Source organism: Aliiglaciecola sp. SL4, from assembly GCF_041538045.1.
In the GTDB taxonomy this organism is placed as follows: domain Bacteria; phylum Pseudomonadota; class Gammaproteobacteria; order Enterobacterales; family Alteromonadaceae; genus Aliiglaciecola.
Genome location: NZ_JBGOSE010000004.1, coordinates 320,841 through 342,343 on the forward strand (window position 1 = coordinate 320,841; position 21,503 = coordinate 342,343).

The 21,503-nt window shown below is 42.4% G+C and carries 14 protein-coding genes; 9 read left to right on the forward strand and 5 right to left on the reverse strand.

The annotated features are described in order from the left end of the window. Window positions 1–2: 2 nt before the first annotated feature. Both AB6T38_RS08490 and AB6T38_RS08495 read right to left on the reverse strand, forming a co-directional pair. Entirely contained in the window at window positions 3–1,379 is a 1,377-nt protein-coding gene (locus AB6T38_RS08490; RefSeq protein ID WP_372546889.1) for a Na+/H+ antiporter NhaC family protein, read from the reverse strand. A gap of 274 nt (window positions 1,380–1,653) precedes the next feature. Further along, window positions 1,654–2,160, reverse strand: a complete 507-nt coding sequence (locus AB6T38_RS08495) for an EF-hand domain-containing protein (protein ID WP_372546891.1) — start codon at window positions 2,158–2,160, stop codon at window positions 1,654–1,656. 460 nt (window positions 2,161–2,620) lie between these two features. Here AB6T38_RS08495 and AB6T38_RS08500 point away from each other — a divergent pair, with 460 nt between their 5' ends. Then, window positions 2,621–5,005: a TonB-dependent receptor gene (locus AB6T38_RS08500; protein WP_372546892.1), complete on the forward strand. Its 2,385-nt coding sequence runs from the start codon at window positions 2,621–2,623 to the stop codon at window positions 5,003–5,005. A 230-nt stretch (window positions 5,006–5,235) separates the two neighbouring features. After that, on the forward strand, window positions 5,236–7,293 hold the full coding sequence (locus AB6T38_RS08505; protein WP_372546893.1) for a TonB-dependent receptor plug domain-containing protein: 2,058 nt from the start codon (window positions 5,236–5,238) through the stop codon (window positions 7,291–7,293). Between the two features lie 80 nt (window positions 7,294–7,373). On the opposite strand, the gene AB6T38_RS08510 is transcribed toward AB6T38_RS08505, so the two are convergent. Next, window positions 7,374–8,666 carry an NAD(P)/FAD-dependent oxidoreductase gene (locus tag AB6T38_RS08510; RefSeq protein ID WP_372546894.1) on the reverse strand — a complete coding sequence of 431 codons (1,293 nt, stop codon included), beginning with the start codon at window positions 8,664–8,666 and terminating at the stop codon, window positions 7,374–7,376. A 143-nt stretch (window positions 8,667–8,809) separates the two neighbouring features. Beyond that, complete coding sequence (locus AB6T38_RS08515; RefSeq protein WP_372546895.1) at window positions 8,810–10,930, reverse strand: TonB-dependent receptor; 2,121 nt, start codon at window positions 10,928–10,930, stop codon at window positions 8,810–8,812. A 407-nt stretch (window positions 10,931–11,337) separates the two neighbouring features. On the opposite strand from AB6T38_RS08515, the gene AB6T38_RS08520 reads away from it, so the two are divergent. The 7 genes from AB6T38_RS08520 to AB6T38_RS08550 all read left to right on the forward strand — a co-directional run bounded on the left by AB6T38_RS08520 (window position 11,338) and on the right by AB6T38_RS08550 (window position 20,732). Continuing rightward, window positions 11,338–12,504, forward strand: coding sequence for a porin (locus AB6T38_RS08520; RefSeq protein WP_372546896.1), 1,167 nt, complete (start codon window positions 11,338–11,340; stop codon window positions 12,502–12,504). A gap of 155 nt (window positions 12,505–12,659) precedes the next feature. Continuing rightward, window positions 12,660–14,177, forward strand: coding sequence for an aldehyde dehydrogenase family protein (locus tag AB6T38_RS08525; protein ID WP_372546897.1), 1,518 nt, complete (start codon window positions 12,660–12,662; stop codon window positions 14,175–14,177). A 123-nt stretch (window positions 14,178–14,300) separates the two neighbouring features. Beyond that, window positions 14,301–15,278 (forward strand): ABC transporter substrate-binding protein, encoded by a 978-nt coding sequence (locus AB6T38_RS08530; RefSeq protein ID WP_372546898.1) that lies wholly within the window; start codon window positions 14,301–14,303, stop codon window positions 15,276–15,278. Further along, window positions 15,244–16,059: an ABC transporter permease gene (locus AB6T38_RS08535; protein ID WP_372546899.1), complete on the forward strand. Its 816-nt coding sequence runs from the start codon at window positions 15,244–15,246 to the stop codon at window positions 16,057–16,059. Before AB6T38_RS08530 ends, AB6T38_RS08535 begins: the two co-directional genes overlap by 35 nt. Beyond that, on the forward strand, window positions 16,053–16,802 hold the full coding sequence (locus AB6T38_RS08540; protein ID WP_372546900.1) for an ABC transporter ATP-binding protein: 750 nt from the start codon (window positions 16,053–16,055) through the stop codon (window positions 16,800–16,802). The genes AB6T38_RS08535 and AB6T38_RS08540 overlap by 7 nt, the downstream gene beginning before the upstream one ends. 68 nt (window positions 16,803–16,870) lie before the next feature. Beyond that, a complete protein-coding gene (nosP, locus tag AB6T38_RS08545; RefSeq protein ID WP_372546901.1) occupies window positions 16,871–18,082 on the forward strand; it encodes a nitric oxide-sensing protein NosP in 1,212 nt (403 codons plus the stop codon). Beyond that, the gene (locus AB6T38_RS08550) at window positions 18,048–20,732 is read left to right on the forward strand and encodes a NahK/ErcS family hybrid sensor histidine kinase/response regulator (RefSeq protein WP_372546902.1); all 2,685 of its coding nucleotides are present in this window, start codon (window positions 18,048–18,050) and stop codon (window positions 20,730–20,732) included. The genes nosP and AB6T38_RS08550 overlap by 35 nt, the downstream gene beginning before the upstream one ends. Window positions 20,733–20,797: 65 nt before the next feature. Here the strand turns inward: AB6T38_RS08550 and AB6T38_RS08555 are convergent, their stop codons facing one another. Beyond that, the gene (locus tag AB6T38_RS08555; RefSeq protein ID WP_372546903.1) at window positions 20,798–21,463 is read right to left on the reverse strand and encodes a response regulator; all 666 of its coding nucleotides are present in this window, start codon (window positions 21,461–21,463) and stop codon (window positions 20,798–20,800) included. Window positions 21,464–21,503: the final 40 nt, after the last annotated feature.

The following is a 21,503-nucleotide window of genomic DNA, read 5'->3' on the forward strand; positions in this document are numbered from 1 at the left end:
ATTTATCCAATCATTAGTAAGCTAGCAATAAAATAAGCAACCAGAGTTAAACTTCCGGCAACCAGCGCGTAGGGCAATTGAGTACGAACATGTTCCAGTAGATCACAACCTGAAGCGATGGAGGAAACCGCCGTACTATCAGATATGGGGGAGCAGTGATCACCGAATATCCCACCTCCTAAAATCGCCGCTATAACCAAAGAGGGAGGTAAACCAAGTTGTTGGATCAAAGGGACACCTATGGGAATAAGAATGGCGAACGTTCCCCAAGAGGTACCTGTAGTAAATGACATAATCGCGCCAGCGATAAACAACATAGGTACAACAAATACAAGTGGTAAGTACTCACCAACCATGCCTGCCACAAAGGTGCCTGTTCCCAGTATTTTTAAGCTAGCACCCAAAGTAAGGGAAAGCAGCACTATACTCACCAAGGGTAAAAGTTCACCCATGCCTTTGAAGCCAACTTCAACGGCTCGATGATGATTAAATTGTTTGCTTGAGATTAACAAGAAGTAGGCAACAACGGTTGCTAAAACGGTGGCATACAATACGGATTTACTACCACTGCCTTGGGATAAAACCCCGTCTCCAGTCCAAAACATGAAACCCACCATGCTCAGTACCATAGTTAATATAGGCACTACCATAAAGCGTGCTTTCGTTGCGGGGGCGGCAGATAGACGACTTTGGGTAGCATCCAGTTGCTGCTCAGCTTTGGCCATAGGGCCATGGACCTTATCCGCGAATACAGTGTAAGCAGCAATAACTAGGGTAATGATGGCATAAAAGTTAAACGCCACTGTTCCCCATAAAATACTGGCTGAAGATTGTTCCAACTCATAACCTTCTAACAAGCCAAGGACAAAGGCCCCCCAACCATTGAGTAGGATTAAAATACAAACGGGTGCGCTTGTACTATCGATGAGGTAGGCCAGTCGTGCTCGACTCATACCAAATTTATCAAATAGACCCCGGGCAAATATCCCCGCGGTAAGCACACTTAAATTTGATTCAATGAAAATAACAATGCCAGTTAACATGGTTAAGCCACCAACTTGGCGACGATTGTTGGCAATGCCGCGCCGAGTTAGCCAGTTTACGGTGGCGGTCACTCCGCCAGAATCTCGAATGTAGGCCAATAGAGCACCCACCAATAAACTAAATAACAAAATACGGGTGTTGCCAGCGCTGGTGGCCACACCCACAACTCGTTCAATTGAAGAAATTGGTGCTAATATGACACTTTCAGAAGCTGATGTGAGTAATATAAGCGCTTCAGAGCTTAACACTGCCATCAACAATGCCATGATGACTTCTTTTTTCCAAAACACGATAAATATCGCAATCAATGGCGGTATGATGGAAACCCAATCCATAAATTATTCCCTAAAACCTTTTCTTAATTATTATGAGTACATGGAAGTAATCGTGATCAGAATGACATTAAATCATAAATCAATAGTGTATTAGTTTACCGATGATAATCACATGTTCTTATTTAGGTGCCACCTTAAACTAGACTGGTTAAAAAGGGAATGTATACAATTCAGCGAACCAACAACCGCTCACATTTTACCCTGTGGTCATGGACTAAAGTGACGGTGACCATTGAGCAAGTATTTTAGCTAATAATCACAACTGCTGTTAATGCTAGGCTGTGGTATTGATGGGGGGAGCCACTTTATTCATCAGCTCTACTGATTTTTTCACACCTTCTTTTGAATAGCCTTCGGATTCTAATTCCGTCAGTAGGTCTTGCAATCGAGAGGCGGTGGTTTGATCTTTTGTATCATCAGCAATGGAAGACAACATGCTTTTGAATGAATCGAAATTGATGGCTTTTTGGGAGTCTTTTTCCCCATATAAACCAATTTCGCCATCCAATTGCGCCATCATCTGTGTCATTTTTTGTTCACGCTCTTGAACGGCTTTTTCATGTTCTTGCTGACTTAAATTGCCATCACTGTTGGAGTCCATATTACTGAACATATCAGATGACTGGGTACTCTCTACGCCTTGGGATGATAACGCTTCCATAAACTCAGTGGCACTAACAACACCATCTTCATTGGTGTCAGCAATGTCAAATTGTTGTTGGGGTTTCTCTTTCTCGCGGGCAGCTGGATCTAATCCGCCGCCGATGGACATCATACTCATGGTTAGCTCCGGTTGGTTAAGTTCAACTAGCTAATAAGCAGGTTTAATTCCAACTTGTGTAAGCATTATGTAAACATGAGGGTTTTGTTTTAACTGTATGATAAATATGATGTTTATTTTATTGTTTTGTGAAATGCAGGCTATTGAAACTATCTTTGTTTGAATCAGAAAAGAGATATTCCGGCATGATTTTGCCTATTTACCATACGAGGATAAAGGCGGTAGGTAATGCTCTGCCAGTCTGCCAACGTCAATCAACAGCGTATAATTAATGGAAGTTTACTTTTAGGGGATTTCATAGGAACTTAAGTGAACCGTGCCCCCTCTTTGGCTGTATTAACTAAAATTCCACTACTACTAAAGTACCCCATTGATTAACCCTTAAGACAATAGGTATACCTTCTATATCTGCATTACCATTGTTAAATAAACGTTAATGATAAGAATAAGGTAGTTGAATATGAAACCATGGATTGTCCATATTTCTGGGGTATTAGTTAGCTTTTCGGCAATGGCTCAGCAGCCAGGGCCAGAGAGTATCGAAAAGTTAGTCATTACTGGTGTATCACCTTTAGGTGCGCAAACTGTCGGCAGTATCTATTCGATTAATCAGGTGCTAAACAGTGAAGATTTATCCCCTGAGCAGGGTACATCCTTAGCCCGCTTACTTGACGGTCAGCTTTTCAGCGTTTCAATTAATGATGTCACTAACAATCCCTTTCAACCCGATGTGCAATATCGCGGTTTTACTGCTTCACCTTTATTGGGACTGCCGCAAGGTCTATCGGTATATCTAAACGGAACACGCTTTAATGAACCTTTTGGCGATACGGTTAATTGGGATTTACTTCCTACCTCAGCTCTAGAGCAAGTTTCTTTGGTGGCTGGGGCAAACCCATTATTTGGGCAAAATACCCTGGGTGGGGCACTGGTATTACAATCCAAAAATGGATTCACTTTCCAGCAGAATAAAATAAGCCTACAAGCTGGAGATTTTGGTCAGCAGGGGATTAATTTTGAATCCGGTGGTAACAATGAAGAGTGGGCTTACTACCTCAATGTTAATTCATACCAAGAAGATGGCTGGCGTGACTATTCAGATACTGAAATTAAACAATTATTTTCAACTATCAGTTACCAAGGTGACAGTCATCAAGCGGAGTTAACATTGGCAGCCAGTGATAACAGCTTAATTGGTAATGGTGCTATTCCAGTGGAGCTGATCCCTTATGAAGGTCGAGATGCTATCTTTACTCGCCCTGATCAAACAGAAACGGCATTACGTTTTATCGGTCTAAAAAATCAGTGGGTATTGTCCGAAGACACTAATTTAGTGGTTAACGCCTATTATCGTGAAAATGAAATTGTCACTTATAACGGTGACGACAGTGATTACGAAGAATGTGATGTGGGTTTTGGTGAAACCCTATGTGTAGAAGATGAAGATGCGGAGATCGCCGAAGGGGATGATGATTTTGATGGCGATGAGGACGAAGAGGGGGAAGAAGAGTTCGAAGCAGATGATGCGGTTCACTTCGTTGACTATGCAGCACTCACTCCCCTTGAAGATATTTCTAGTTTTGATGCAGACGACATCGATGGTACAGCCAATACTAGCCTGACAAAAAATCGTTCTTATGGCATCAGCAGTGAACTAAGCGGTAAGCTTGAGTCCGCCAATTTATCCCACAATTGGATTATAGGCATGGGGATTGATGTGGCCTCAATTGATTTTAGTAGCGACACGGAATTTGCGTTGTTAAATAATGATACTGCTGAAGATAGCCGAGATGTAATGGGAATTGGTGTGTATGATCTTGATTCAAAAGTTCGCTTAGCCACCGATGTACAACACCTTCATCTGTTCTTCAGTGATAATATTGAATTAAATCAACATTGGTCCCTGCAATTATCAGGACGTTATAATCGTTCAGACATTGATATGCTTGATGGTGTTGAAACTGGGCCTGGTTCATTAAATGGTGAACATCAGTTTAATCACTTCAATCCTGCAATGGGTGTACACTATCAAACAGAGGGGTTTGCTTTTTACAGCAGTTATAGTCAATCCTCGCGGACCCCCAGCCCAGCTGAATTAAGTTGTGCAGATGAAGATGACCCTTGTAAATTACCTAATGGATTCGTTGCTGATCCACCCTTGGAGCAAGTGGTGACCAATACCATTGAGCTAGGTGCTAAATGGCAATATGAATCTGGACTTGTTAGTGCAGCCATCTACAGTAGCGACAGTAAAGACGATATTATTTTCCAACAAGCAGGTGACAGACCTTCCGTTGGTTATTTTGTCAATGTAGACAAAACTCGTCGCCAAGGTATTGAATTAGGCCTAGCTCACAACATGGATAAGCTAGATATTAATGCGCAACTAAGTTATTTGCAGGCGACCTTTGAATCTTCATTCAGGTCTTTTAGTCCGCAAAACCCGTTAGGACCAAACAGACAAGTAAACCCTGGGGATAAAATTCCTGGACAGCCATCTACCCAAGCCAGTGTATCTTTTGATTATGCACTTAGTGATGCATTAGCATTGAATGCCGATATTAACTACTCTTCTAGCCAATATTTCCGAGGAGATGAAGCTAACGAAAACCGCCAACTTTCGGGGTATACCATAGTGAACTTAGCGGCCAGCTATGGGTTTGATAATGGTATTAATCTGGCAATCCGCCTAGAAAATGTTTTCGATAAAGAATTTGAAACCTTTGGAACCTATGGTGAAGCGGATGAGGTTTTAGGGGATATTTACCCCGATATCGAATCCCCTGAATTTATCGGCCCTGGTCAGCCGAGAACTTTACGCTTATTTGCGTCGTATGCATTCTAAGTTAGCGGACTGGCGACTTGATCTTACCCAAGTAATTTGCGATTCATTTAAACCTTAAATGTGTCGCAATTTGCTTTGCTCACTGGCCAACTGAGACGACTGCACCAGTATATAAGTTACTTTTAACTACAGGCACTGATTAGCAAAGAATTTTCGTGATAACATGCCCCCTTATGACCCCGCAATAGGGCTGGTTTTGATACATTCTGAAATAAAGGTAATTAATCACAGTGCGTTCTTTTTACTCTTGTAAAACTTCATTATTCCTCATTCCCACATTATTTTCTTTTCAGGTTTTAGCTGACGCTAAAGAGGCAAGTTCTCATCAACTCGCACCAGCGGCTGTGCACAATAGCCATGAGCAAAATTCACAGCTAGATCGTGCCGGAGATAAGCATGAAGATGAGCACGAACACGGCGATGAAGTAGAAACTATCACGGTTTCCTCCACACGGGTTGGTCGTAATGTCTCCGATGAACCTGTTCGAATTGAAGTGATCAACCAAGAAGAGTTAGAAGAAAAAGCGATGATGCGGCCGGGTAACATTTCTATGTTAGTGGCAGAAACGGGAGGGGTGAGAGTACAAACTACTTCTCCAGCTTTGGGTAGTGCAAATATTCGTTTGCAAGGTCTTTATGGTCGTTATACTCAGTTGCTAAATGATGGTTTAGCTCTGTACGGTGGCCAAGCCGCATCAATTGGTTTATTGCAAATTCCCCCCACTGACTTGGCGCGGGTAGAAATTATCAAAGGTTCGGCTTCGTCTCTTTACGGTGGCTCAGCCATGGGTGGGGTAATTAACCTAGTTTCGCGCAGACCTTCCGATGAAGCAGAAGGGGAAGTGTTATTTAACTTTACCTCCAGAGACGGGCAGGACGTTACCACTTATTTAGCCGCGCCGGTGACGGACTCCTTAGGCGTATCTTTGACCGCTGGTGGCCATCATCAAAGCACCCAAGATTTAGATGATGACGGTTGGATTGATATGGCCGGTTATGAACGTTATACCGCTCGACCTCGCCTATTTTGGGAAGGAGAAAGTGGCGCAACCTTATATGCAACAGTTGGTTATATGACCGAGAATCGACAAGGTGGCACCCTCGAGGGATATCCCCTTCCTGATGGCAGCTTTTTCGAACAATCTCAAGATAGCGAGCGCATTGATAGTGGCTTTATTGCTACCGGCCCTCTGGGAGATGTTTTGAGTTGGAATGTGCGTGGCTCTGCCATGGTACAAAACCACGACAAACAGTTTGGTGAAGACCTAGATGAAGATCGCCATGAGAGTTATTTATTAGAAAGTACCTTATCTGGCTATACCGATAAGTCTCAATGGGTAGTTGGCCTTGCTATGCAGTCAGATCGTTTTGAGTCAGATTATTACCCTGAATTTGATTATTCGTTTGATGTACCGGGATTGTTTGCGCAAGCAGATTATGAACTAAACGAGCAATTATCGACGTCGTTAAGTATGCGTTTAGATGATCATAGCGAGTACGGTACTCAATTAAGTCCTCGGTTGTCTTTATTATATCGCCCCGAAGATTGGACCGTAAGAGCGTCCTATGGCCGCGGTTATTTTGCCCCCACTCCCTTTGTGGAAGAAATAGAAGCTGCGGGCCTATCGCGCTTAGCGCCGTTGGTAAACATTGAAGAAGAAACTGCAATTACTTCGTCATTGGATATTGGCCGTCAATTTGACCAGTTAGAAGCCAACGTTACCTTTTTCGCATCCAATGTTGAGCATGTGACAGAATTAGAAGCCTATGCGTCTGAAATCGATGGCCCCCTTGATCGAGTCCGTTTAGTGAATGCCCAAGGGGAGTCTCGTATTTACGGTTCAGAATTGATGCTGCGCTACAAATGGAATGATTTTAAGGTAACCGCCAGTTATTTATTCTTAGATGCAACTGAATACAATGCCACTACTGATAGCCGTCAAGATATCAAGTTAACGCCTAAACATTCCGCAGGATTAGTTGCCATGTGGGAGCAACACGGTAAAGGTCGGGTAGGATTTGAAGCCTACTATACGGGTACTCAACGTTTAGCTGGCAATCCATATCGTTCTGCTAGTGAACCATACTGGCATCTCGGCTTGTTGGGGGAAATCACTTTGGGTCAGTTCAGTTGGTTTATCAATGCGGAAAATTTGCTGAATATTCGTCAAACAAAAGAGGATCCTCTGGTGTTACCGATGCGCGCAGCAGATGGTCAGTGGACAACGGATATTTGGTCACGCAATGATGGTTTTACCGTTAATGCAGGCGTGAGAATGCGCTTTTAATTCGGCTGAGTTGATCCATTAAAAAGCCCGAATAAATCGGGCTTTTTTTGTGGCCGTTAGTGGATTGTTTGCCGCTAGGTTTAGTGCAACTTTAGCTTCGGGCCCACAATGTTCCTGACTTTGCGGAAAAACAAAATAAATACGCCCTTAAACCAACCATGTATAGCGAACAAATGCATATTATATAGTGACACATAAACCAATTTAGCTAATCGTCCTTCTATAAACATAGTGCTATTAGACAGTGCGCCCATCAAATTCCCCACGGTGCTGTATTTACTCAAATGCACGAGGGAGCCGTAATCCTTGTATTGATATTTTTGTCCAGGCTTGTGATTAAACTCATTGATAATATTGGTGGCTGCAGTGCTCGCCATTTGGTGAGCTGATTGCGCTCGTGGTGGAACCCACCTGCCATCTTCCTGCTGAAACCCACAGCAATCGCCAATGGCATAGATATGTTCATCTAAGGTACTTTTTAAATAAGGCGTGACCAAAATTTGATTCGCCCGATTAGTTTCAAAAATGCCTAATTGCGTAATAAAGTCAGGTGCTTTGACTCCTGCAGACCAGACCATTAAATCCGCCTCAATCAGTTCATTATCGCTCGTCACAAATCCTTCTTTGTTAGCCGCAGTGACCTTAGTGCCTTCCAACACTTTTATGCCTAATTTGGTCAAAGCCTGACGAGCTGAGTTGGTGATTTTTTCCGGTAATGCCGGCAGGATACGTTCACCAGCTTCAATAATCGTTACCGTTAATTTGTCCGCGGACATTTCCGGCATACCATAGGCTCGGGCAAGGTTAGCGACATGATGTAACTGCGCCGCTAACTCGGTGCCTGTCGCGCCACCACCGACTATCGCCACATGCAAGGGTTTGCTTTCCACACCTTTTTGATTAATGCGCAAAAGTTGATTCAATAAAGCTTTATGGAAACTTTCAGCTTGGGCGAGTGAGTCAAGGAAGTAGCAGCGTTCAGCTACACCTGGCGTGCCAAAATCATTGCACACACTACCAATCGCCAGCACTAAGGTGTCATACTTTAAGGTGCGTTTAGGCAAGATCAGCTGCTCATTCTCGTCATACAAAGGCGCAAGTTCAATTTGCTGGTTTTGTTTATCAATGTGGCACATATTGCCCAGTTGAAATTGGTATTTATTGGCAACCGCATGAATACGGTAGTTAATACCATCTGAGTTTTTATCGATAACCCCAGCTGCAACTTCATGTAACAGTGGTTTCCAGACATGATTCTGGCTTTTATCAACCAAAATTATTTCTGCTTTGTTTTTTCTCCCTAATTTTTGACTAAGGCGTTTGACTATTTCTAGGCCGCCGGCGCCTCCTCCTACAACAACTATTTTTTTCATTTAGGTTCTCCAATCATTCCAGATAGGACATTTAGTAAGTAAAAGGCTTATCTTGAATGACTAGTTTGGATATCAACAATGGGGCAAACAGCCCCATTGTTGATATTGTCAGCATCAGCCGACTATTCAGTTTAGTGTGTTAATTACCATTTGTAATCTATCGACACCATCATATTTCTTGGTCTACCTGGGAAATAACGGTCTCCCCCAAAACTGGTATAATCGGCTCGTTCTGCGTAGCTGGTGTCGGTTAGGTTATTGATCCTAGCAAATACCGTTAACGCTTCTGTCACTTGCATAGACCCACGTATGTTCAAAACATCGTGTCCATCGTAGCGGTGCAAGTTTTCTGGGTCTGTGTAATAACTGCCCATATGTTCCCACTCTAACTCAGCTCGCGTTGACGCATTAATGTCCCAACCAAGACGGGTATTGGCGATGGTTTTTGGTGCGGTATCAATGTAGTTACCATTGATATCAATATCGCTAAGAATCTGACTGTAGGAATAAGTATGTTTGGCGTAACTTGCTGCCATTTTTAAATCCCAACTTTCGGCAAGCTGATATTGTAATTCTAATTCAATACCACGGTGTTTTGATTCACCGTCGTTAACATTGTAATAGTCACTATCGCGAAAAATGAAGTTGTCTTTATCCATATTGTAAACAGAGACTACGTAACTGAGATCATCGAATTGGCCTTTTACGCCAACTTCAACATTGGTAACCGTTTCAGAGTCTAAATCAGCCACTTCTTGTTCACGTTGTAAGCGATAGAGTTCAGTTGCCTGTGGTGCGCGATAGCCGCGAGATAGATTCGCATAAAATTGGGTGGTTTGTGAAAACTGATAACGCACACCTAATTTGGGTGAAGTATTGCTATAGCTGTCTTCAGAGGACGGTGGTCGACTGTATCGACAACCACCCATACCACATTCAGTGCCATCATCCCTGGTGCGGCCATTAAGCATGTTATTGGTGTAATCATAGTTCATGTTTTCGTAGCGTAGGCCAAAGGATACCAACCATTTATCTTGCTCCCAATCAAGGGAAACAAAAGGTGCGTACAAGGTTGCATCTACATCGTAGTCATAGTGCATACCAATGGGCACAGTTTCTGTCAAAAATGCAGAACCTTCGGTTTCTGCATCTTGATATTGTCGCATACTCCCTTCAGTTTGTTCGGCATCTAATCCTAAACTAACTGTAAAGTTCTCTGATGCAGTGTGTTTCCACATAGTCTGAACACCAAAACCCTTCTGTTCGTTTTCTTCTATGGGAGTACCGGGTAAAAAATGCATTAAGAAAGACATATCTTGATTACGCATGTAAGGAGTAATCGAAACCAAATCATCATCAGTTAAGTTCCAAAGTACGTTGGACCACAACCTGAATGAACTGGCATTTCTATAGGCTTCGGGGTTTTCATTTGCCTGAGCTAAATCTTCATCTTTGTAACTTTCGAACCCGGTGATATAGCCAGCAGTTTCTTGGTCTAAATTGGTATAGGTTAGTCCTGTGGTCACGGTGAAGTTATCACCATCATAACGATGACGAAGGTTCACCTTTTCTTGGTCAACACTTTCTTCATCTCGGTAACCAGAGTCTCGGGTGATACTGGCATTGATACCTATCCCCGAATTACCAAAGTCTGCTCCTTGGCGAAACTTGTATCTATTGTATCCATAAGATCCGTAATCAATACCAAACAGTCCCGCATCTACTGTGGTATCTGGGGTAATAACATTAATGACACCGTGAACAGCATTGGAACCATAAAATGCCGATCCCGGCCCTTTAATCACGTCTATGCTTTGCGCCATTTCACTGTGAGCTTCAAATAATTCGTTAATGTTACAAAATCCAGCAGCCCGCAAGGGGATGCCATCTTCGGCAGTTAAAATCCCACCGCAAGCCCCCGAACCTGACATGACTTGGGAGCGTAAAGCCGGTAGGTATTCTTGACCATTGGCGCGCTGCACCCCTGCACCAGCTATGAAGCTAAGGGCTTCTTCTATGTGGGTGGATCCCAGTAATCCTAGGGTTTGTTCGTCTATGCTGCTCACTACATAGGGTAAGCTAGAGGAGCTTGTGGCGACTCGAGTGGCTGTGGTGGTGATTCGTTCTATTCCATCGGGCGATTCCTGGGCTATCACTGATAACGGTAATAAGCAGGTGACTACACTTATATGTGAAAGCCGAATTGACTTACTTAAGCGAGTAAGGGGAGATACTTGCTTAAGAGTTTTATGTAAAAAAATCATATGAATACAGCCTTCTTAATCATAGTTTTGGGGCGCAGTTTGACACTTAAATAGCGACAAATCTAGGGTGACATTCGTATCTAAATAGTATGTTGCTTTTATGTTAATTAGTAGTTGCGTTGGCTGCACTTTACGCACTGTTTTTGTAGTACTTTTCAGTCCTAATCAGACTAGTTCCATCGGCTACTACTTTGGAACTAGATCTTTAGTGCATTTATTTTTAAAGACTAAAGTGCAACACAAAGAGACCAATCGACGAGTTTCTATATTGCCATTAGCAAACAATACTAAACCAACAAAAAAAGTGCGTCGGCAACGTATCGATGCATAGGGTTGGAGTAACCCGGGATAGATAGTTCATGTTGCTCACCCAAAAATACTAACAATCAAACAGGGTACACATGAACATGAACAGATTTACATTAACAAAAGTTAGTTTGGCCGTTTTAGGCTTAATAAGTGGCTCAGCTTCAGCCGCCGTTACAATTTACGATGATCCTGAGGTAGCAAGTGTTTCAGTGGATGCTTCATTTAACACATTCTATGTATCTAGTAGCTCTGATAACGATATCTCAGGCATAGATCGCGACCAGTCTCGCGTCAAAATGGGCTTTCTTCCTAATTATGTTGGGATGAACTTTAGTAAAGAAATTGATGGCGTGAAAGTTGGCGGCCGTTCATCTTTTTGGGTCTCTATAAACGACAGTAACACTGGAGTGACCTCGACAGGTATAGATGTTCGTCAGTTTTATGCCACTTTGGATTTTGACTGGGGACAAGTGTTAATTGGTAAAGATTTCACCTTATTTAATCGTTCTAATATTTTCCAAGATGAAATCCTCCAAGGTTACGGCAACGTCAACGATACTTTAGGGCTTATTGATGGCCAAGGTGTTTCCTTTGGTAATATTGGTAGCGGATATACCTACCCTATGCCAACGGCGCAAATTACTTATCGTTCACCGGAATTTGCCGGCGGTTTTAAAATAGCCATCGGATTGATCGACCCAGCAAATACCTCTACTGACACTGGAGCCGGTCGCTCAAGTGAAGAAAGTACCCCAAGAATTGAAGGGGAATTAACTTACAACACTAAGTTTGAAAACGGAACCTTTAACGCTTTTGTCGGTTTCCTCTCACAAACCACTGAGAGTGACATTCAAGGAGACGTGGATTCCACCGGGTACTCCTATGGCGCAAAAGTTAATGTCGGCGGTTTCACCCTCAACGCTTCTGGTTTTACCGGTGAGGCTATCGGACTCTTGCTCGGCCCGTCAGACAATGCCTTAGGTTTACAAAACCTCTTCTATGAAAACGACGATGAGGTGGATAGCAGCGGTTATCTACTACAAGGCGCCTATAAAACAGGCGCTAATCGATTTGTATTGTCCTATGGCAATACTGAAGTTGAAACTGAAGTGCCATGGGAAATGGATGGTACACAAGCAGCTTGGTTCTATAGCTATAACAGTGCAGTCACCTTTGTTGTTGAGTATGACTTGAATGAAATATCCATTGGTGATGCCAGCGAAGAAGTTAAATCTATCGCCCTTGGTGCCATTGTGAATTTCTAATTATTTAGCTTTCAATTTTTGCCCTGAAAGTTAGGGCAAAAATTATTTTCCGGCAGCCGGTGCCGGTGTGACAGACAACGCCCTTTGGAGTTGTAGGTGCAAAGTCCGGCAAACTGGTAACGCTTTTTACAAATATGAACACCGGAGTAAATAAAATGATATATGCAAAACCTGGAAGTGAAAATTCACTCGTAACCTTTAAACAACAGTATGGTAACTACATTGGTGGCGAATGGGTCGCACCGCTTAAGGGACAATATTTTGATAATGTGTCTCCTGTTAACAACGAAGTATTCTGTTCGGTTCCCCGTTCTACTGTGGAAGATATTGATTTAGCGTTAGACGCTGCACACAGAGCCAAAGATGCCTGGGGTAAAACGTCCGCTACTGATCGCTCGAACATACTATTAAAAATTGCAGACCGTATAGAGCAAAATCTAGAAATGTTGGCCGTAGCTGAAACTTGGGATAACGGTAAAGCCGTTCGCGAAACCCTAAACGCTGATATTCCATTGTGCGTAGATCACTTCCGTTATTTTGCGGGTTGTTTGCGTGCCCAAGAAGGCAACATGAGTGAAATCGATGAGAAAACCATTGCGTATCATTTCCATGAGCCATTAGGTGTTGTTGGCCAAATTATTCCGTGGAACTTCCCGCTTCTTATGGCGGCTTGGAAATTAAGCCCTGCTTTGGCTGCCGGTAACTGTGTGGTTATGAAGCCTGCGGAACAAACACCTGCATCTATTCTTGTGTTGATGGAATTAATCGGCGATTTATTACCTCCTGGTGTACTAAACATTGTAAATGGTTTTGGTAAAGAGGCCGGTGAAGCCTTAGCGACAAGCAAGCGCATTGCTAAAATTGCGTTCACGGGTTCAACGCCTGTGGGCTCACATATTCTTAAATGTGCAGCAGAAAACATCATTCCTTCAACCGTTGAATTAGGCGGTAAGTCTCCAAATATCTATTTTGAAGATGTGATGAGCCACGAAGACGAATACCTAAGCAAATGTGTTGAAGGTACGGTTTTGGCATTCTTCAACCAAGGTGAAGTTTGTACCTGTCCTTCTCGAGCGCTGATCCAAGAATCTATCTATGATGACTTCATCTCTCTTGTTGTAGCTCGCACACAACAAATTAAACGCGGTAATCCTTTAGATACTGAGACCCAAGTAGGTGCGCAAGCTTCAGAGCAGCAATACGATAAAATTCTTAGCTACCTAGATATTGGTAAAAAAGAAGGTGCCGAAGTCCTTATTGGCGGCGGACCAGCCATGGTTGAAGGTTTCAGCAAAGGTTTTTATGTCCAGCCTACCTTATTAAAAGGCCAAAATGATATGCGCGTATTCCAAGAAGAAATTTTTGGTCCAGTTGTCGGTGTTACCACCTTTAAAGATGAAGCAGAAGCGCTTGCCATTGCTAACAACTCTGAATTTGGTTTAGGTGCTGGTCTGTGGACTCGTGATATGAATCGTTCATATCGTATGGGCCGTGCAATTCAGGCCGGTCGAGTATGGACAAACTGCTATCATGCTTACCCTGCGCACGCTGCGTTTGGTGGGTACAAAAAATCAGGTGTAGGTCGTGAAAACCATAAGATGGCGTTAGGTCACTATCAGCAAACCAAAAACTTATTGGTGAGCTACGATACTAACCCATTAGGCTTTTTCTAAAAGCGTTGCCTTGAAAAAGGCGTAAGTCGGGTTTCCACACATTGTGTGGAAACCTTTTTAGCTTTTCGAATTTGAACGTCTTAGATGATTGACCATCTTGCCGATTAAAAAACCGGAGTGTATATGCGAATTTCAACCCTTATAGTCGTATTCTTGTGGTTATTATTTGGCAAAAGCGTTCAGGCGAATGACACTATTCGTGTTGGGGTTTTGAAATACGGCACCCTGAATTGGGAGATGGATGTTGTAGAAAAATTAAAATTAGCAAAACAGTACAATCTTAATGTTGAACGTATTCCCTTAGGGTCGCCACAGGCACTATTAGTAGCCCTGCAAGGCGGTTCCCTTGATGTCATTCTCAACGACTGGTTATGGGTAGCACGACAAAAAGAAGCGCAACGCGATTTTTACTTCTACCCCTATTCCACAGCCGCAGGCTCACTTGTTACCCATCCTCAAGCTAATATCAAAACACTGGCTGATCTGCGTGGTAAAACCATCGGCATTGCTGGTGGCAATACTAATAAAAACTGGGTTTTGTATCGCGCTTTTTTTAAACAACAGGCTAACTTAGACCTAGCAAAAGACGTTACAGTGAAGTTCGCTGCACCACCGATGCTCAATGCGCTGCTAGCAAAAGGTGATTTGGATGCGGTAGTTAACTTCTGGCACTATGCCGCTCAGTTAAACGCACAAGGCATGACATCTTTAGTGACTATGCCCGAGGTGCTAAAAGCACTTAAAGTAGAAGGGCAAGTACCGGTTTTAGGTTGGGTCTTTAAACAGCAATGGGCAGACAAAAACAGTGAGACCATTAATCGATTTTTAAGTATGTCAGCCCAGGCTAGACAACTTATGAAGCACGATGATGAAATTTGGAAGCAGATCCCAACGTTTACCCAAAAATACCCTGAGCAAGTACACCCATTTTTAATTGAAGGGTATCGACAAGGGATTCCTGATGCACTTGCAGAAGCGCAAAAAGTACAATTAGATTCACTATTTCAACTGATCAAGGCCAATGATAGTCAGCAGGCATTGACGGGCAATTTGGGAGGCTTACCAGATGATGTCTTCTGGCGTCACACCCGTGTTAGATAAAAGCATTCAACCAGCACAAACAAAAACTTGGGCTTTGCAAGGTAGCACCCTTATCCGTATCGCTTCCTTGTTGCTTTTATTAGCTCTCTGGCAGGTAAGTGTATGGTGTTTTGAGGCGCAAATGTTGCCATCGCCAGTAGCGGTGATCAACGCGCTCATTAAACATATGGGATCAAATGAACTGCCCTATCATTTAGGCGTAACCCTACAGCGAGTGATGTTCAGTTTTTTCATTGCTATGCTGCTGGGTTCGATTATTGGTTTGCTTATGGGCTATTTCAAAAAGGTCGATATTTGGCTGGATAGCCTACTCACCTTAGCATTAAATATTCCGGCACTGGTGACTATCATTTTGTGTTTTATGTGGTTCGGACTAAATGAATTTTCTGCAGTGTTGGCAGTTATATTGAACAAAGCGCCCAATGTTGCTGTCACTTTACGTGAAGGAGCAAAAGCCATCGACAAAAGTCTGATGGAGGTAGCGAAAGTCTATCAATTACCCTGGCAGCGAACTTTAACAAAAGTATATCTACCGCAACTCTATCCATATTTTTTAGCGGCAGCGAGAACGGGGTTGGCGTTAGTGTGGAAAATTGTATTGGTTGTGGAGTTGGTTGGGTGCAGTAACGGTGTCGGTTTTCAACTGGGTAACTTTTTTCAGTTTTTCGATATCACCAGTATTTTGGCATATACCTTTGCTTTTGCTGCAATTATTTACACCGTTGAAGGGCTGATTTTAAGGCCCTGGGAACGCAAAGTAACGAGGTGGCGAAAATGTTAACTGTAGATATTCATAACAAAGTTTTTGAAGCTGATGTCAGCATAATTAAAAACCTGAATTTTTCGGTGGATAAAAACGAAATTGTAGCCTTAATTGGTCCATCGGGTGCGGGTAAAAGTACCTTGCTCAATCTTATTGCGGGTCTTGATGAGCAATTTGAAGGCACTATCACCAGTCCAAATTGTGCTATGCATAATATCGGTTTAATGTTTCAAGAGGCGCGATTGATGCCTTGGTTGACCGTATTGGAAAATGTCGTATTGGTTGCTGAAGGCCGAAAAGATAAACAAAGGGTAGAGCAAGATGCTTTGGAAATCCTTAAACTGGTTGGTATGGAAGGGCACGAGAATGCCTATCCGAAACAATTATCCGGTGGCATGACCAAGCGGGTCGCCCTAGCCAGAGCATTTATGTTTAACCCAGAGGTGTTACTCATGGATGAACCCTTTGCTTCATTAGATGCACCTTCGGCAGAGCAGTTACGCCAGAAGTTGTTGATTCTTCAACAACAAATGCATTCGAGCATATTATATGTCACCCATGACTTAACTGAAGCTGTCGCCATTGCAGATAGAATCATATTTTTAAGTGAAAAACCCATGACAGTGATCGAAGAAAGAAAAGTGACGCTTCCTCGACCGCGATACTTACATGACCCTGAGGTCGGTGACATTTGCCAATTTTTTTACCGTCAATTTCCAGATTTACTTTGCACACATGAAAATAGTGCTAAATGCATGTGAAACACGATGGCTTTTGTTGTTAAGCAATTGTGAAAGAGATAGTATTCCTCCATACCTCAGGAGGAAACATGGGCAATCAAAATCTGCATTTAAATGTGGTGGAAAAATCTACCCCAGGCGTGGCAATGGCTGGTTCGGAGCATACTGACCCTGTGCTTGCTGCCGAAGAAATTTATGCTGCGATTGCGCCTTGTCAGCCAACATGTGTAGTATTTTATTGTGGGGTTAATTACCCGCAAGCAGAACTATCGAAAGAGTTGAATAAGTATTTTTCAGATACTGTGGTAATAGGTTGTACATCTGCTGGTGAAATCACCCCTTTGGGTTATCGAAAACACAGTATTAGCGCATTTGCATTGAGTAGCAGTGAATTTGCTGTTGAGTCTATATTAATTGAAGATTTAGCTACCTTTAATGTAGATGAATCTGACGTTTTAGTCGGTGCAATGATGGATAAATTGCGTGAAAAAGCAGTGTCTCCTTATCCCATTGAAAAGCAATGTTTTGCTTTGTCGTTATTAGATGGCCTGTCGGTACGAGAAGAGTTGGTGATAAATGCTTTAAGTTTGAGCCTGCAAGATATCCCTATCGTTGGTGGTTCTGCAGGTGATGACCAGAACTTCCTTAACACACAAGTTTATTATGATGGGCAATTTTACACTAATGCTGCGGTTATCATGCTAGTGAATACAATTTGTGAGTTCGAAGTGTTTAGCCAGCATCACTTATCACCAGAAGACGAAAAGCTTGTGGTTACACAGGTTGCGCCTAATTCGCGTGTGGTGCATGAGTTTAATGCTGAGCCGGCCGCTTTAGAGTATTGCAGGATTAATGGTTTAAAGTTAGAAGATCTGAATTCTAAAACTTTTGCTATGTATCCACTGGCGGTACAATTTGGTGAACAATTGTATATTCGCAGTATTCAAAAAGTGAATGACGATCTGAGTTTAACTTTTTTCTGTGCCATCGACTCAGGCGTGGTGTTAACTAAAATGATTTCGCCTGGATTGCTGCCACATACATCGCTTATTTTTAATTTATTGAAAGAATCTGTTGGTGAGATGCAGTTGGTTATTGGATTTGATTGTATTCACCGACGTATAGAAATAGAACACCATGATATTGCCGAAGAAATGTCTGTAATGTATCGAAAGAACAATGTAATCGGCTTTAGTACCTATGGCGAACAAATTAACGGATTGCACCTGAATCATACCTTTACGGGTGTTGCTATTGGATATCCATATGACCCAACCCAACGTTCCCCTTCCAGAAAGTAGTGAGCTAACTGTCAAAGTAGATCATGAGAGAACTGAACTAGAACAACTACGCTATGAAAATCAAAAGCTTAGCAAAATAAACAATGTTTTGATGCGTCGCGTTGAAATGGGATGGGGAAATCATAGTGACGCATATCAATCCTTCGAAGATGCAGCGCTGCTGGCTGATAAAGTAAAAGAACGAACTCAAAAACTGCAACAAACCCTACATCGACTTGAAGAGTCGAACCAAAAATTAGAACAAGCACGTTTAGATGCTGAACATAACCGCCAAGCATCAGACCAGGCACGACAAAGACTCAATGATGCAATTGAAAGTATCTCCGAATCCTTCGCATTATTTGATGCTGAACGAAAAATGGTGATGGTCAATAGCCGTTGCAGTGAGTTCTGGCGCAGACACAATATTGATTTTGAAATTGGCAAAACAACCTTTCAGGAAATTACTGCCGCGTCTTTACCTTATGTGGATAAGCAGGCGAAAGCACAGAAGACCGTGGGAATGTACCCTGATCCTATCACCCATACCATTTTTAAACTCAAAGATGGGACCTGGATTCAAATGTCCGAGAGAAAGACCTCTGAAGGTGACCTAGTTGTCGTTTATACCGACATTACTAACATTAAACAAAGTGATGAACTGCGCTATGAAAAAGCCATGGCTGAGCAGGCTCAGGTACTTAAATCGACATTAGAGAACATGTCTCAAGGCATTGCCTTAGTGAATGCAAATGGCAATATCGAAACATGGAATCAACGGTTTTTACAATTAGCCGGTATTCGCAAAAACAAAATTCAACGAGGTGATAACTATCTTGGACTACTGCAAGGTAGTGAGTTAGATGAGTCACTTACCGAGAACCAATTGTCAGGTATTCTGACCCCAAAGGATGATTTTGAGACTGAAAAAACCTTGCAAAGCGGCAAGGTTATTCTTATCAAACGGCACTCAATCAGTGGCGGTGGGTATCTGAATAGTTACACTGATATAACCGAACGCAGCCTAAACCAACAGGCTCTGCAAGAGAGTGAGCAGCGTATTCGATTAATCACCGACGCTATGCCGGCGCTGATATCTTATGTGAATAAAGATATGTGTTATGAATTCGTGAATCGTGAATTTGAAAAATGGTTCCATCGCTCTCGCTCAGAAATTATTAGTCATCACCTTAATGAAGTGCTAGGTGAAGAAGAGTTTAACAAGCTGTATTTGTACATTGAAAGAGCCATGCAAGGGCAATCAGTGAATTTTGAACTTGAGCATCGGCATGACGGTGGTAATCCACGTATTTCTAACAAGACATTCATTCCACACTTTGACCAAGATCGTAATGTCATCGGATTTTTCACGTTAGAACAAGACGTCACTGAACAGCGCAGGACGGCCAAAGCGTTGCGCCATGCTTATGACTACATGGAGCAGCGGGTTAATCAACGAACCCAGAAAATCTCTGAAATTAATCTGCAATTACGTCAAGAAATAGAAGATCGTCAGTTAGCTGAGAAAAGCTTAATAGATGCAAAAAGTGAAGCAGATCGTGCCAATGAATCTAAAAGTAAGTTTCTCGCAGCTACTAGTCATGACTTATTGCAGCCGATGAATTCGTCACGACTTTTTGTGGCAGCCCTCAATGAGCTAAGTTTAAGCGCGGATGCCGAAAAGTTACTTAGTTCGTTAAGCTACTCTTTGGAAAATCTTGAATCACTAATTAGTGCTTTAGTGGATATTTCAAAACTAGAAGCTGGGCTTATTGAGCCGGTTTTGGAAGACTTTTCGGTTAATGATTTACTGAATAACCTAGCTAGTGAATTTACCAAACAAACTGAATCAAAAAATCTACGCTTTCGATTTAGTGGCTCAACCAGTGTGGTGCGTTCAGATGCTTATTTGTTGGCGCGGATTTTACGGAATTTACTTAGTAACGCAGTACGATACACTAATGAGGGCTCAATACTGTTGGGCGTTCGCAGACGTAAATCTGCTCTGGAAATCCAGGTGTGTGATACCGGTATCGGTATACCCGATGATAAGTTAGTGGAAATATTCCACGAATTTAATCGCATTGATGGGAAAAAACGACGCCATGATCAGGGGTTAGGATTAGGACTGGCTATTGTCGAAAAGTTGGCCAGTGTTATGAACCATCGTATCTCCGTTTCTTCTGTTGAAGGACACGGCTCTAGATTTAGTATTTTCATACCCTACGGTAGCAAGAATGGCCAAGAGTTATCCGTCAACCAAGTGACCGCTCAAGATCGCTTTAATAGTCATTTAGAGGACGCTAATATTTTGATTATCGATAACGATATCGAAATTTGTTCGGGTATGGAAACCTTGCTTCAAGGCTGGGGATGCCATGTTATTAGTGTTCAAACCTTGGAACAATTGCAAGATGAAAGTTGGCTGAGCTCCTTGTCACCGGATTTAATTGTTGCAGACTTTCACCTTGATAATGGCGAAACCGGTTTTGATGCGTTGCAGATCACAGAAAGAGTTCTGGGCAAATTAGTACCGGTGATTATGATTACGGCTAACTATACTAATGAGCTTCGTCAACAAGTGAGAGAAAAAGGCTATTCTCTACTCAATAAGCCAGTAAAACCCCATAAAATGAAATTGGCTATTTCCAATTTATTATCCAACAAGTAACCCAACTGACCCTATATAGGCTGATGGCTCAAGGTGAGTTGGGTTTAGCCTATCAAGCCCGTTTTTTAGCGGATTAGATATTGGTTAAAATCGATGTTTGCCGCGCACAAAGCGGCTTGAATTCGATTATGCACATTAAGCTTATTCAATATTGCCGATACATGCGCTTTTACTGTGGTTTCAGCGATATTTAGTTCGTATGCAATTTGTTTATTGGACTTACCTTTGGTGATGCACTCGAACACCAAGAGCTGTCGTCTTGTTAATGCTCCAATCAATTTTGGATCGATTTGTTGTGCAGCGAGTTCCTTTTTCGGTGAAGCTACCGAGCCTTTACGAATAATATCTGGTGGCAAATAGACCTGCCCCGATAGAACCTGCTCAATGGCCGCGACAATTTGCTCACAACTGGATGATTTGGTAATGAAGCCCACAGCACCGTAGGTAAAAGATTGTAAAACGATACTCTTATCTTCTTCTGCGGACACAATAACAATTGGGATTTCTGGGTATAAATTACGAAAACGTACTATTCCATTTAATCCGTCCATACCGGGCATGTTGAGATCAAGCAACACAAGATCAATATTTGGATTGTCTTCGGCTTGAACAAGTGCCTCTTCTAAATCAGTACAGGTGATTGTTGTGGTATCAGGAATATTACGCTCTACAAAGTCAGTTATCGCATAGCGGAATAATGGATGATCATCAGCTACTAATATTTCTACCATAACAAGCATCCTAGTTTAAATTTAACACTTACTTTACAAG